This window comes from Xanthomonas sp. D-109 (assembly GCF_017746095.1).
Taxonomy (GTDB): domain Bacteria; phylum Pseudomonadota; class Gammaproteobacteria; order Xanthomonadales; family Xanthomonadaceae; genus Xanthomonas_A; species Xanthomonas_A sacchari.
In genome coordinates this window covers 1-12,632 of the sequence record NZ_JAGHWV010000030.1, presented here as the reverse complement: position 1 = coordinate 12,632, position 12,632 = coordinate 1, and the positions used below count along the sequence as shown (strand labels likewise).

Genomic DNA, 12,632 nt, shown 5'->3' with positions numbered 1-12,632 from the left:
GGCCTGGCGTGCGGCGGCAGCCGGGGCGGCCGCGGCGGGCATGGCCGAGGCGGCCAGCGCGGCCGGCTGGGTCAGCGGCCGTGCGGCGGGAGCGGCCGGCACGGCACTGCCGCGGCGTTCGCTGATCGCGGCCATCATCGCCATCGCCGGGCTGGCGGCGGCGCTGTCGCGACGTGCAGCACGCGGGGCGGCAGCGGCCGGTGCCTGCGCGGCGGCGGCGCGCGGCGCCTCGTCCGGGCGCACCGCATCCAGCGCCCGCTGCACCAGGGCCTCGTCGTAGTTGCTGGCGGCGACGATCTCGATGCCCTCATCGGTACGCCGATTGGACAGGATCACCGCATCCGGCCCGTGCTCGTCGCGCACCATCCGGAAGGCGGTGCGCATGTCGGGGGCGACAAAGCGTTTGATCTTCATGGGTGGGAGCCGGGAATGGTGGATGGGGAATGGGGAATGGATGCGTGATCGGTGCCGATACGTGGCGGGCCGCGGTGTCGTGTCTGGTTTTTCGTGATCGTGTTCATTGCTCTCTCCGCTGCCGGGGCAAGGGTGCGATTCCCCATTCCCTGTTCCCGATTCCCGTCATCTCAACTGATCGTGCCCACCAGCTTCAGCCGCTTGTCCTCCGGCACTTCGCTGTAGGACAGGACCGACAGCGCGGGGACGCTGTGGCGGACCAGGCGGGCGAGGGCGGCGCGGACCTGCGCCGGGACCAGCACCACTGCCGGTTCGTTGCGCGCCTCCTGCTTGCTCACGCAGTCCGCCAGACTTTGGTGCAAGCGTTCGGCCAGTCCGGGTTCCAGCGCCGCGCCGTTGCCCTGGGTAGAGTCCTGCAAGACACGTTCCAATTGCGGGGCCAGGGTGAACACCGGCAGTTCCGGGGCCATGCCGGCGATCTCCTGGACGATGAACCGGCCCAGGGCGTTGCGTACGGCGGCGGTGAGCGCGCCGGGTTCCTGACTCTGCGGGGCGTGCTCGACCAGGGCCTCGACGATCTTGCGCAGTTGCCGCACCGGGATCTTCTCGATCAGCAGGTTCTGCAGCACCCGCACCACCACCGACAGCGGCAGCGCCTTGGGGGTGAGGTCCTCGACCAGCTTGGGCGCGCTCTTGGCCAGGGTCGCCAGCAACTGCTGCACTTCCTCGTGGCCGAGCAGTTCCGGGGCGTGCTCGCGGATCAGGTGCGAGAGGTGGGTGGCGATCACCGTGGCCGGGTCGACCACGGTGTAGCCCATGGTCTCGGCCTGGGCGCGCAGGTGCGGCTGGATCCAGATCGCATCCAGGCCGAACGCCGGGTCCTTGCCGGGGATGCCGTCGATCTTGCCGAGCGCGCCGCCCGGGTCCAGCGCCAGTTCGCGGTCCGGGTGGATGTCGGCGGTGGCCACCGGCACGCCGTGTACCAGCAGACGATAGGCGTTGGCCGGCAGTTCCAGGTTGTCGCGGATGTGCACCGGCGGCACCAGGAAGCCGATGTCCTGGGTCAGCTTGCGGCGCACGCCCTTGATCCGCGCCATCAGTTCGCCGCCCTGGGCCTTGTCCACCAGCGGGATCAGCCGGTAGCCCACTTCCAGACCCAGCGGGTCGATCGGGCGCAGTTCGTCCCAGCCCAGTTCGGCATTGGCCTGGGCCGCGGCCGCGGCCTGCGGCGCCGCCTCGGCGGCGGCCGGGGCCGGCTGCAGGCTGCGCTTCCACATCTTCCAGGCCAGCACGCCCAGGATCAGCGCCAGCGTCAAGAAAGCGACGTTGGGCATGCCCGGGATCAGGCCGACCAGGCCCAGGATCGCCGCGGCCACCGCCAGCGCCTTATGCTGGCCGAACACCTGGCCCATCATCGAGGCGCCCATGTCCTGCGAGCGCGAGGCGCGGGTGACCAGCATCGCCACCGCCGAGGACACCAGCAGTGCCGGCAGCTGCGCGACCAGGCCATCGCCGATCGACAGCAGGGTGTAGGTGGAGGCGGCCTGCGCCACCGGCATGCCGTGCTGCAGGACGCCGACCGCCATGCCGCCGATCAGGTTGATGAACAGGATCAGGATGCCGGCGATGGCGTCGCCGCGGATGAACTTGCTGGCGCCGTCCATCGAGCCGTAGAAGTCCGCTTCCTCGCGCACTTCCTCGCGGCGGGCCTTGGCTTCCTCGCGGGTCAGCAGGCCGGCGTTGAGGTCGGCGTCGATCGCCATCTGCTTGCCGGGCATGGCGTCGAGGATGAAGCGCGCGGTCACTTCCGACACGCGCCCGGCGCCCTTGGTGATGACCACGAAGTTGATGATGGTCAGGATCGCGAACACCACGATGCCGACCGCATAGTTGCCGCCGATCACGAATTCGCCGAAGGCCTCGATCACCTTGCCGGCCGCGCCGTGGCCGCCCTGGCCGTTGATCAGGATCACGCGGGTGGAGGCCACGTTCAGCGCCAGGCGCAGCATCGTGGTCATCAGCAGCACGATCGGGAAGATGCTGAACTCCAGCGGCCGCTTCACGTACACCACCGCCAGCAGCACCATCAGCGAGATGGCGATGTTGAAGGTGAACAGGGCGTCCAGCACCGGGGCGGCCAGCGGCACCACCACCATCGCCAGCATCAGCAACACGATCACCGGGGCGCCGAGCCCGTGCTTGATCATGTCCATCACTTTGCGCGTGTTCATCTGCGCGGCAGGCTGGCTCATGGCTGGCTCCCCGGGGCGAATTCATCCACTTCCAACGGCGGCAACGGCGGCATCGGCCCGCTGCGCCAGGCGCGCAGCTGGTAGACGTACGAGAGGACCTGCGCCACCGCGGAATACAGTCTCACGGGAATTTCCTTGCCGAGTTGGCCTTCCCTATACAAGGCGCGTGCCAAAGGCGGCGCCGAGATCACCGCCACGCGGTGCTGCTCGCCGACCTCGCGGATGCGGAAGGCGATCTCGTCCACGCCCTTGGCGACCACGGTGGGGGCGCGCATGCGCCCGCTCTCGTACTTCAGCGCCACCGCGTAGTGGGTGGGGTTGACCACCACCACGTCGGCCTTGGGCACGGCTTCCATCATCCGCCGCTGCGACATCTGCATCTGCATCTGGCGGATGCGGCCCTTGACCTCGGGGCTGCCGTCGCTTTCCTTCATTTCCCGGCGCACTTCCTCCCGGGTCATCTTCAATTTGCGGATGTAGTTCCATTTCTGATAGGGCGCATCGATCGCCGCCAGCAGCGCCAGCGCGCCGGCGGTGTACAGCAGCAGCCGCAGGGTGAAGCCCAGGCCGTGGCCGATGGCCTGTTCCAGCGGCTGCAGCAGCAGGCCGCGCAGGAAGTCGGTGCTGCCCCACAGGCACAGCATCGCGGCGCCGCCGACGAAGCCCATGCGCAGGATCGACTTGAGCAGCTCGACGATGGTCTCGGCGCCGTACATGCGGCTGAGTCCGTTCATCGGGTTGAGCCGGTCGAACTTGGGGATCAGCGCCTGGCCGGAGAAGCGCAGGGTGCCCATCAGCACCGGCGCGGCGAAGCTGGCCGCCAGGCAGATGCCGACCAGCGGCAGCACCACCCAGAGCAGGTTCAGCAGCAAGTCGCCGAAATGGCCGAACATCGCCTCCGGATGCTCGCGCATCGACAGGTCCGGGCGCAGCGCCTGTTTCAGCCAGGCCACCGCCCCGGCGGTCATGGAGGTGGACAGGCCCATCAGGGCGAAGACGCCGGCGCTGAACACCGCGGCCGTCGCCAGTTCGCGCGAGTGCGGGATGTTGCCCTGTTCGCGGGCTTCGCGCAGGCGTTTGTCTGTTGGCTGTTCTGTGCGCTCTGCGCCTTCTTCGCTCTCGGACATCGGGGGTGCGCTCGGCCAGGATCGACCCTGCGCACTGCAAGGAACGTGCCGTTCCCGGGAAGGAGGCCGGGCGCCGCCGCGGCGCGTCGTCCGGTGTCAGCTAGGCCGGCTGCAGCTCCACCCGGTCGCGGCCCAGGCGCTTGGCCTGGTAGAGGGCGGCGTCGGCGCGCGCCAGCAACTGCTGCAGGGGTTCGCCGGGCCGGTACCAGGCCACGCCGATCGAGGCGGTGATCGCCAACTGCCGCTCGCCGATGCGCAGCGGCTGCCCGGCGATGATGGTGCGCAAGGCCTGCAGCCGGTCGCCGCAGCTCGTCGGCAACCCGGGCAGCACCGCCAGCAGTTCCTCGCCGCCGTAGCGGCCGACCAGGTCGGCGTCGCGCAGGTTGGCGCCCAGGCGCCGCGCCACCTCGATCAGCACCGCGTCGCCGACCAGATGGCCATGCTCGTCGTTGATCCGCTTGAAGTGGTCGAGGTCGATCATCGCCACGGCCAGCGACGTCTGTTCGGCGTCGCTGCGGCGCATCTGCGCGGCCAGCGCCTCGAGGATGCCGGCGCGGTTGAGCAGGCCGGTGAGCGCGTCGTGCGAGGCCTTCACCGCCAGCGCGGCGCGGGCGATCTCCAGTTCGCGCTTGTCGTGCTCCAGTTCCTCGGTGCGCCGCGCCACCAGGTCGGCCAGTTCGCGCTGGCGCTGGTGCAGGCGGCGTTCGCGCCACAGCAGCAGCGCCACCACCAGGCCGCCGCCGAGCAACAGATACAGCGCCAGCATCGGCTGGCTGCGCCACCACACCGGCGCCACCGAGAACGCCACCCGCAGCGGCGCCGAGGCGCTGCGCCGGTAGGCGTCCAGCAACTGCACCTCCAGCACGTAGTCGCCCGGTGCCAGCGGCGGTTGCTCGAATTCGAAGTTGGGCGTGTGCAGCCAGCGGGTATGCGCGCCCTCGAAGCGATAACGGAAGCTGATGCGGTTGCGTTCGTCGTACAGGTCCGGCGAGCCGACCGCGATATGCAGGGGGTCCTCGCTCCAGCGCAGGCGCGTGCCCGCGCCGACGGGCACGCCGCCGCGACTGAATTCCTTGAGCACCAGCCGCGGCGCCCGTGCCGGGAACAGCCGCGTCGGATCCAGCAGATGGGTGACGCCACGGCTGCTGCCCAGCCACACCGACCCATCGTGATCCTCCAGGAAGGCCGATTCGGACATGTCGTTCCAGAGCAGGCCCTGCGCCTGGGTCAGCCGCGCCCAGGCGCGTCCGTCATAGACGTCCACGCCCTGGTTGTGGCTGATCCAGATCCAGCCGTTGCGGGTGCGGCGCAGGCTGTAGATATACAGGCCGCTCAACTCCGCATCGGCCGGCGCCAGGCGCAGGGTGTCGCCGTCCAGCCGCCCTTGCCAGGCACCGGGACCGTACAGGCTGGCCCAGGCCTGGCCGTCGTCCAGGACCAGCAGCTTGCTGAGGGCCGGCTGCGCCGGCGCGCCGTCCGCGACCAGCCGGATCGGGGTCCAGGTGTCGCCGCGCAGGCGGAACAGCCCGGCGGCGCCGGTCACCAGCACGCTGCCGTCGTGGCGCTGCTGGATATCCGAATACTCGCCGCCGGGCAGCGTCGACAGCCGTTGCGGGACGGCGTCTGCAGTCGCCTGCGCCAGCAGGTAGACGCCGTCGTCGGTGAGGATCCAGACGCGGTCGCTCGCGTCCACGAACAGTTGCTTGGCGATCACCATCCGTTGGCGGACGACGCTGCGCAGCGGCGGATACGCACGCAGCAGCCGGCCCTGCGCGTCGTAGTGGCGCAGCAGGCCGACCGAACCGATGCTCCACAGCGTGCCGTCCGCGGCGCGGCGCAGGCCGATCATCTGCGTGCCGTTGTCGCTGGCCCAGTGCTGGAAGCGGCCGTCCTCGCGCAGCAGGTCGACACCCCCCTCGTTGCCGAGCAGCAGCTCGCCGCGCTGGGTACGCTGGATGCTCCAGGTGGGCGCCCGGCTGATGCCCTGCGACACATCCCAGTTCTCGATCCAGCCATAGCCGTTCCAGCGCAGCACGCCTTCGCCGTCCATGCTCAGCCACAGGTCGCCGGCCTGGTCGAAGCGCATGGCGACGACGTTGCCTTCGGGCAGGCCGTTGCGACGGTCGAAGGTGCGCCAGTGCCCATCTTCCCAGCGCGCCAGGCCCTGGTTGGTGCGCACCAGCACGCGGCCTTGCGGGTCGAGCAGGATCGGCGTGCGCCAGGTCACCAGGGTCGGCCCGTCCAGCCCAGGGGGTGTCTGCTCCTGGAAGCGCGTCGCGCCGGCCGGCAGCCGCATCACCTTGTTGCTGCCGACGACCCACAGGCTGCCGGCGCGGTCCCGCAACGCGTTGCGCCATAAGTCGGGCGGCAGGCCGTGGGCCTGGTCGTAGCGGGTGGCGCGGCCGTCGGCATCGATCCGGCACAAGGCCTTGGCACAGCCCAGCCACAGCGTGTCGTCGACGACGAACTGGTCGTGGATGTCGGCCAGTTCCGGTTGCCGCGCCAGCGTCGCCGCATCGAACAGAGGCCGCAGCTCCCATCCGCTGGCATCGGCCTTGCGCACCGCGCGCAGGAGGCGGCGGTCGTCCAGCACCACCGTGCCCCAGGCCGGGGCGGCCAGGCGCGGACGATTCAGCTTTCGATGCGACGGCAGGCCGTTTTGTTCCAGTGGGATCCACCGCACCGGCGCGCCGTCGTCCACGTAGATCGCGTCGAAGGTGGCCACCCACAGCCGCCGCTCGGCATCCTCGGCGGCATCGGAGATGTAATGGCCACCGCGGCCCTGCAGCGTCACCTGCTGGAACTGGTCGCCGTCGAAGGCGTACAGCCCGCTTTCGCTGCAGACCAGCAGGCTGCCGTCGCGCCGCTGCAGCAGGCAGGTGCCGGCCAGGCCGAGCAGGCCCTGGTCCTGTGCGTAGTGCCGCAACGGGATGACCTGGGCCTGCGAGGACCCGATGCAGGTCAGGGTGGACAGCAACAGCCAGAGCGGCCAGCACAGGGATCGACCCATGAACATGCGCATACGACGCTCAGCCGCCGCCGCACCGCCGTGGTACACGGCGAGGGCAGGCACGAGCGGACGCTGGCGAGCGATAGGGCATGGCGTGCGGCGAGCGATGGGCGAAGGGACGGACCGCGGCGATCGGCGGTATCCGGGACGGTCGGCAGTGCCGCCGCCCATCCCGGCGCGCCAACGATAGCCTTCTGCCGGTATCGGCCGCGTTGTGGTGCAGCTTGAGTCGCGGCTATGCGGTCAGCGCGCGCGCGGCGTCGAAGGCGGTATCGAACAGGCGCTGCACCGGCGGCCCCATCTCGCCGACCAGCACCGCCAGCAGCGCCAGGCCCAGCACCACCGCCACCGGCAGGCCGAGCTGGATCGGGTTCAGCGACGGCGCCGCCTTGGCCAACGCGCCGAAGGCCAGATTCACCGCCATCATCGCCACCATCACCGGCAGCGCCAGGGTCACCGCCCCGCGCATGATGCTCATGAAGAAGTTCGGCGCGACCGAGGCCATGGCCTGCGCATCGGGCAGGGCGGTGCCGATCGGTAGCGCCTTGTAGCTGTCCACCAGCAGCGACACCACCGCCAGATGCCCGTTGGCGGTGAAGAACATCATGCCGAAGGCCAGGTAGAACCACTGGCCGATCACCGGCGAGTTGACCCCGCGCAGCGGATCGGCCATCTGCGCAAAGCCCAGGCCGGTGCTCTGCGAGACCAGTTCCCCGGCCATCGCCCCGGCCTCGAAGATCATCCGCAGCATGAAGCCCATGCTGGCCCCCACCGCCAGCTCCCGCGCCACGCTGAGCACCACCGCGGCATTGAACCCATCCCAATCCGGCACCGGCGGCAGGATCGGCGCCAGCGCGATGGCCAGCGTCCCGGCCAGGATCACCCGCACCCGCCCCGGCACCGCCTTGCTCCCCACCATCGGCATCACCGTCAACATCGCCCCGATCCGCAGCATCGTCCACAGCACCGCCCCGATCATCGCGAACGCCCGCGACCCATCGACGACCATTTGCGTGGCGGCATCCATCAGCCCGAGACCCCGGCAGACATCACGAAGGAACGACCAGCACCAATCGCGCAGCGCGAGCGGCTTGCAGCCGAGGACGGACCAGCGAGTCCGCGAACAACAACGTGCACCGCCCGACCGGCACCCAAGACAACGCCCCGATGGCCGCAGCTATCGCTTTTGCCGTTGCCGTTGCCGTTGCCGTTGCGGTTGTTTTTGCTGTTGTTTTGCTCTTGCTCCACCGGGTCCCCTCCGTAGCGGCGGAGCTGGCGGGTCAAACCCCCCGCAGGGGGGCGGCGCACAGGGATGTGCGCCGTTTTCGGCCGGGGCAGGATGCCCCGTCCGAAAATCCCGCTAGCGGAGCGGACCCGCGTAGCGGGCGCGAAGGCGGGGTGTGCTTTCTTTTGGTTACTTTTCTTTGCACAAGCAAAGAAAAGTGACTCGCCGCCAGGCGAAAGCTTTTGCTTTTCAACAAGGAAAGATTTCCCAGCAACAAGCAGGACGCGAAGCGCAGCCATGCGAGCTACCCAATCAAATGCGGAATACGCTGAAACAGCATCGTCGTGTACTCCACCAGATGCGCCAGCAACATGCTCCCCGTCGCGAACAACATCGCCGTCAACGCCACCACCTTCGCGATGAACGCAATGGTCGGCTCATTGAGCTGCGTCGCCGCCTGGAACACACCGATCACCACACCCACCGCCAACATCGCCAGCAACAACGGCCCCGCCACCCACAACACCGTGATCAACCCGCCACGCAACTCGGTCAACGCCAGCTCCGGACTCATGGCTCAGACCCCGTTGAAACTGGCGGCCAGCGTGCCGACCGTCAGCACCCAGCCATCGACCAGCACGAACAGCAGGATCTTGAACGGCGCCGAGATCAGCATCGGCGACATCATCATCATGCCCATCGACATCAGCACGCTGGCGACCACCAGATCGATGATCACGAACGGAATGAAGATCAGAAAGCCGATCTCGAACGCCGTCTTCAGTTCGCTGGTCACGAACGAGGCCACCAGCACCTGGAACGGCACCGCGTCCGGGCCGCTGTAGGTGCCGTTACCGGCCATGCCGGCGAAGGTCATCAGGTCGGTCTCGCGCACCTGCGCCAGCATGAACGCGCGCAGCGGCTGCGTGGTCAGCGTCCACGCGGTCTGGAAATCGATCTGGCCATTGAGATACGGGCTCATGCCCTGGCCCCAGGCCTTTTCCCACACCGGCATCATCACCAGCGCGGTCAGGAACAGCGCCAGGCCCATCAGCACCTGGTTGGACGGCGTCTGCCCGGTGCCCAGCGCCTGCCGCAGCAGGCCGAGCACGATGGTGATGCGGGTGAAGGCGGTCAGCACCAGCAGCAGCGACGGCAGCAGGGTGATGGCCGTCATCAGCAGCAGGGTCTGCAGCGGCAGGCTCACCGGCTGCGCGCCGATCTTGCCGACATTGACCTCCGGCAGCGAGGGCAGGGTGGGCGCGGCGTTCTGCGGGGCCTGCGCGGTCGGCGTGGTGGCCGGCGCCGGCTTGGCCTGCGCCCAGGCGAACGCGGGCAGCAGGCTCAGCGTCAACAGGATCAGCAGCAGGCGCAGGCGGCGGGCGTTGCGGTTCCAGAAAAACGGCATGGTCATTTGTCCTTGCGCAGCTTCTGCGCCAGAAGCTGGGCGAAATCGGGAAGCTGCTTGAACTGCTTGATCGAGGGCAGGGTCGGCGCGGGCGCCTGCGGCAGCGGCTCGGGCAGCTGATGCAAGGTGCGTACCCCGCCGGGCGACACGCCGAGCAGCAGTTGTTCGCCGTTGACCTCGACCACCACCACCCGCTCCTTGGCGCCGACCGCCAGGCTGGCGACCACGCGCAGGCCCTGTGCCGGGCGGAAGCCGCTGCCGGGCAGGCGCTTGAGCACCCAGGCCATGGCCAGGATCAGGCCCAGCACCAGCAGCAGCGCGAACACCGCACCGACCAGGCTGGGCGCCGACGGCGCCGCGCTGCCGACGCCCGCGCCGTGCTTGGCGGTGGTCTGCGCGGCGACGGCGAGCAGCAGGCTCACCGCAGTCTCCGGATGCGCTCGCTGGGGCTGACCACGTCGGTCAGGCGCACGCCGAAGCGGTCGTTGATGGTCACCACCTCGCCGTGCGCGATCAGGGTGCCGTTGACGTACACGTCCAGCGGTTCGCCGGCGCCGCGCTCCAGCTCCACCACCGAGCCCTGGTTGAGCTGCAGCAGGTTGCGGATCGGGATGCGGCTGCGGCCCACTTCCAGCGACAGGGTCACCGGCACGTCCAGGATCACGTCCAGGTTCAGGTCGTTGGACTCGGCCATGGCATCCGGCTGCAGGCTGTCGAACTGGGCCGGCGCCGGCTGGGTGGGATCGGTCTGGGTCATGGCAGGTCTTCCTGGAGAGCGGGGCGGCGGCGCGGCGCGCCGGGGGGATGGGTGGCGGTGATCTTCACCGCGTTCTGGCCGTGCGAGATGCCGAACTCACCGGTGAACACCGGGATGTTCTCCACGCACAGCGGCACCTGCTTGGGCAGGTCGATCGGCAGCACGTCGCCGATCTTCAGCCGGGTCAGCTCGCGCAGGCTCATCTGCTTCTGCGCCAGCACGCTGGAAATGGTCACCTCCGAGCCGAACAACTGCTCGCGCAGCATGATGTTCCAGCTCTCGTCGCGGTCCACGCGGTCGCTCTGGATGCCGGCGTCGAGCAGTTCGCGGATCGGCTCCAGCATCGAGTACGGCAGGGTCACGTGGATCTCGCCGCCGCCGCCTTCCAGCTCCACGTGGAAGCGGCTGACCACCACGTACTCGCGCGGGGTGACGATGTTGGCGAAGTGCGGGTTGACCTCGGAATTGAGGTACTCGAACTCCACCTCCATCACCGGCGCCCAGGCTTCGGCCAGGTCGGCGAAGGTCTGCTTGAGCATCAGCTGGATCACCCGCATCTCGGTGGGGGTGAACTCGCGGCCCTCGATGCGGGTGGGGTAGCGGCCGTCGCCGCCGAAGAAGTTGTCGACCACGGTGAACACCAGGGTCGGCTCGAACACGATCAGGCCGGTGCCGCGCAGCGGCTTGAACTTGATCAGGTTCAGGTTGCTCGGCACGTACAGCGAGTGCATGTAGTCGTTGAACTTGATCAGGTCGATGCCGCGCACCGACAGGTCGGCCGAGCGCCGGATCAGGTTGAACAGGCCGATCCGCCACAGGCGGGCGAAGCGCTCGTTGACCATCTCCAGGGTCGGCATGCGCCCACGGATGATCCGGTCCTGGCTGGAGAAGTCGTAGTTGCGCGCTTCGCCCGGCTCGGCCGGCGCCGGCTCGGTGTCCACCACGCCGGCGTCGACGCCATGCAGCAGGGCATCGATCTCGTCTTGGGAGAGCAGGTCGGTCATCGCGGCGGCGCCTTACTGGGTGACGAAGCTGGTGAACAGCAGTTCTTCCACGCACTTCTTGCCGGTCTCGGCGGTCATCAGCTTCTGCGCAGTGGCCAGCGCCTCGGCCTGCAGCTTCTTGCGGCCGTCGATGTTGGCGATGTCGGTCGCCTGCACCTGCGAGAACAGCATCAGCAGGTTGGCGCGGATCGCCGGGGCGTTCTCGGTGATCAGCTTCAGCTCTTCCGGGTCGCGGGTCATCAGCTGCACTTCGAGCTGCAGATAGTGCGGGCCGTCTTCCGCGCCACCGTTGAGGTTGACCACGAACGCCGGTTCCATCGGGAAGTACTGCGCCGGCTTGGGAATCTCGGCGGTCTTCGCCTCGGCCTTGGCGTGGCCGCCCTCGGGCTTCTTCAGGAAGAAGAACGCACCGGCACCGCCGCCGCCCAGCACCAGCACCGCCGCAACGACGATGATCAGCAGCTTCTTCTTCGACTTGCCGCCTTCCGGGGCGTCCTTGGCGTCTTTCTTGGATTTGTCGGCGGCTGACACAGAGCGGGCTCCTGAAGGGGGGTCTGCCCCTGAGGATGCAATCGCCGTGCCGAAACCGCGCGCCTGGCGCGCCGGGTGTTTGACGTTGGCGCCGCGCGCCATGCAGGCGCGGGCGAGACCGTTGCGGGACAAGGGGGTCCGGCGGGGGAAACGTTGCGGCCCCGACGCGCTCCCCCGAGACACGCCGGGGCCGCAGCCCCCTGCACCACACACATCGCCCCAGCCGGGGCGGCGGCTACGCCGCCAGGATCAGGCGTAGGCGTCGAGCAGGCCGCGCTGGCGCAGGACCACCGACGGAATCCCGACGCTGCCGGACAGGTCGTCGCCCAACTCGCTGCCGCCGAGGCTGCTGCCGCCCTGCGACGTGCCTTGCGTATTGGCCTGCTGTTGCTGCGGCTGCTGCTGGCCGACATCGGCCTGGCCGAGCTGGAAGCCGTGCTGGCCGAGCATGTCGCGCAGGCGTGGCAGGCTGTTCTCCAGCGCCTGGCGCACGTCGGCCTGGGCGCTGCTGAAGCTGGCGTTGACCTGGTCGCCGGTCATGTGCAGGCGCACCTCGACCGGGCCCAGCTCGGCCGGATTCAGCTTGATGTGGGCGTGGCCGATCTTCTGGTCGGCGAGCCAGCTGATGCGCGCGCCCAGTTCCTCGTCGAACTGGTTGCCGTGCAGGTTCGGGGTCGGCGTCGGCGAGCCGGTGAACGGCTGCGGATCGGTCAGCCGCGTGGTGGCGTGCAGCGGCGCCGCCGCCGCGGTCGGCACGATGGCGCTGGGGTCGGCGGCGGGTGCGGCGTCGCCGCTCTCGCCCGTCTTGCCACCGGCCGCGGCGGCGATGGCAGCCAGCGCCGCCAGCGGGGCCGCGGTGTCGCCGCCGCCGGCCTTGTCGGCCGATCCGGCCTGCGCCAGCAGC

At 69.3% G+C, this 12,632-nt stretch carries 11 protein-coding genes and 1 pseudogene; all 12 read right to left on the bottom strand.

The features are described 5' to 3' along the window. Positions 1-414: pseudogene (locus J7357_RS21460) on the bottom strand (flagellar biosynthesis protein FlhF); the annotation flags it as partial. Between the two features lie 170 nt (positions 415-584). Beyond that, positions 585-2,645: a flagellar biosynthesis protein FlhA gene (gene flhA / locus J7357_RS20590; protein WP_209249384.1), complete on the bottom strand. Its 2,061-nt coding sequence runs from the start codon at positions 2,643-2,645 to the stop codon at positions 585-587. 17 nt (positions 2,646-2,662) lie between these two features. Beyond that, complete coding sequence (gene flhB, locus J7357_RS20585) at positions 2,663-3,793, bottom strand: flagellar biosynthesis protein FlhB (RefSeq protein ID WP_019800058.1); 1,131 nt, start codon at positions 3,791-3,793, stop codon at positions 2,663-2,665. Between the two features lie 100 nt (positions 3,794-3,893). After that, the gene (locus J7357_RS20580; RefSeq protein WP_209249383.1) at positions 3,894-6,803 is read right to left on the bottom strand and encodes a ligand-binding sensor domain-containing diguanylate cyclase; all 2,910 of its coding nucleotides are present in this window, start codon (positions 6,801-6,803) and stop codon (positions 3,894-3,896) included. A 235-nt stretch (positions 6,804-7,038) separates the two neighbouring features. Next, positions 7,039-7,830, bottom strand: a complete 792-nt coding sequence (fliR, locus tag J7357_RS20575; protein WP_209249381.1) for a flagellar biosynthetic protein FliR — start codon at positions 7,828-7,830, stop codon at positions 7,039-7,041. 502 nt (positions 7,831-8,332) lie between these two features. Then, on the bottom strand, positions 8,333-8,602 hold the full coding sequence (locus tag J7357_RS20570) for a flagellar biosynthetic protein FliQ (RefSeq protein ID WP_010343869.1): 270 nt from the start codon (positions 8,600-8,602) through the stop codon (positions 8,333-8,335). A 3-nt stretch (positions 8,603-8,605) separates the two neighbouring features. After that, positions 8,606-9,436: a flagellar type III secretion system pore protein FliP gene (gene fliP, locus J7357_RS20565; RefSeq protein ID WP_029562219.1), complete on the bottom strand. Its 831-nt coding sequence runs from the start codon at positions 9,434-9,436 to the stop codon at positions 8,606-8,608. Positions 9,437-9,438: 2 nt separating this feature from the next. Further along, positions 9,439-9,858: a flagellar biosynthetic protein FliO gene (gene fliO / locus J7357_RS20560; RefSeq protein WP_209249379.1), complete on the bottom strand. Its 420-nt coding sequence runs from the start codon at positions 9,856-9,858 to the stop codon at positions 9,439-9,441. Next, positions 9,855-10,130 (bottom strand): flagellar motor switch protein FliN, encoded by a 276-nt coding sequence (gene fliN / locus J7357_RS20555; protein ID WP_223875781.1) that lies wholly within the window; start codon positions 10,128-10,130, stop codon positions 9,855-9,857. The genes fliO and fliN overlap by 4 nt, the downstream gene beginning before the upstream one ends. A 59-nt stretch (positions 10,131-10,189) precedes the next feature. After that, entirely contained in the window at positions 10,190-11,197 is a 1,008-nt protein-coding gene (gene fliM, locus J7357_RS20550) for a flagellar motor switch protein FliM (RefSeq protein WP_209249377.1), read from the bottom strand. Positions 11,198-11,209: 12 nt separating this feature from the next. Then, positions 11,210-11,728, bottom strand: coding sequence for a flagellar basal body-associated FliL family protein (locus J7357_RS20545; protein ID WP_019800353.1), 519 nt, complete (start codon positions 11,726-11,728; stop codon positions 11,210-11,212). Positions 11,729-11,977: 249 nt separating this feature from the next. Continuing rightward, on the bottom strand, positions 11,978-12,632 hold a 655-nt coding region (locus J7357_RS20540; protein ID WP_209249375.1), incomplete at its 5' end, for a flagellar hook-length control protein FliK.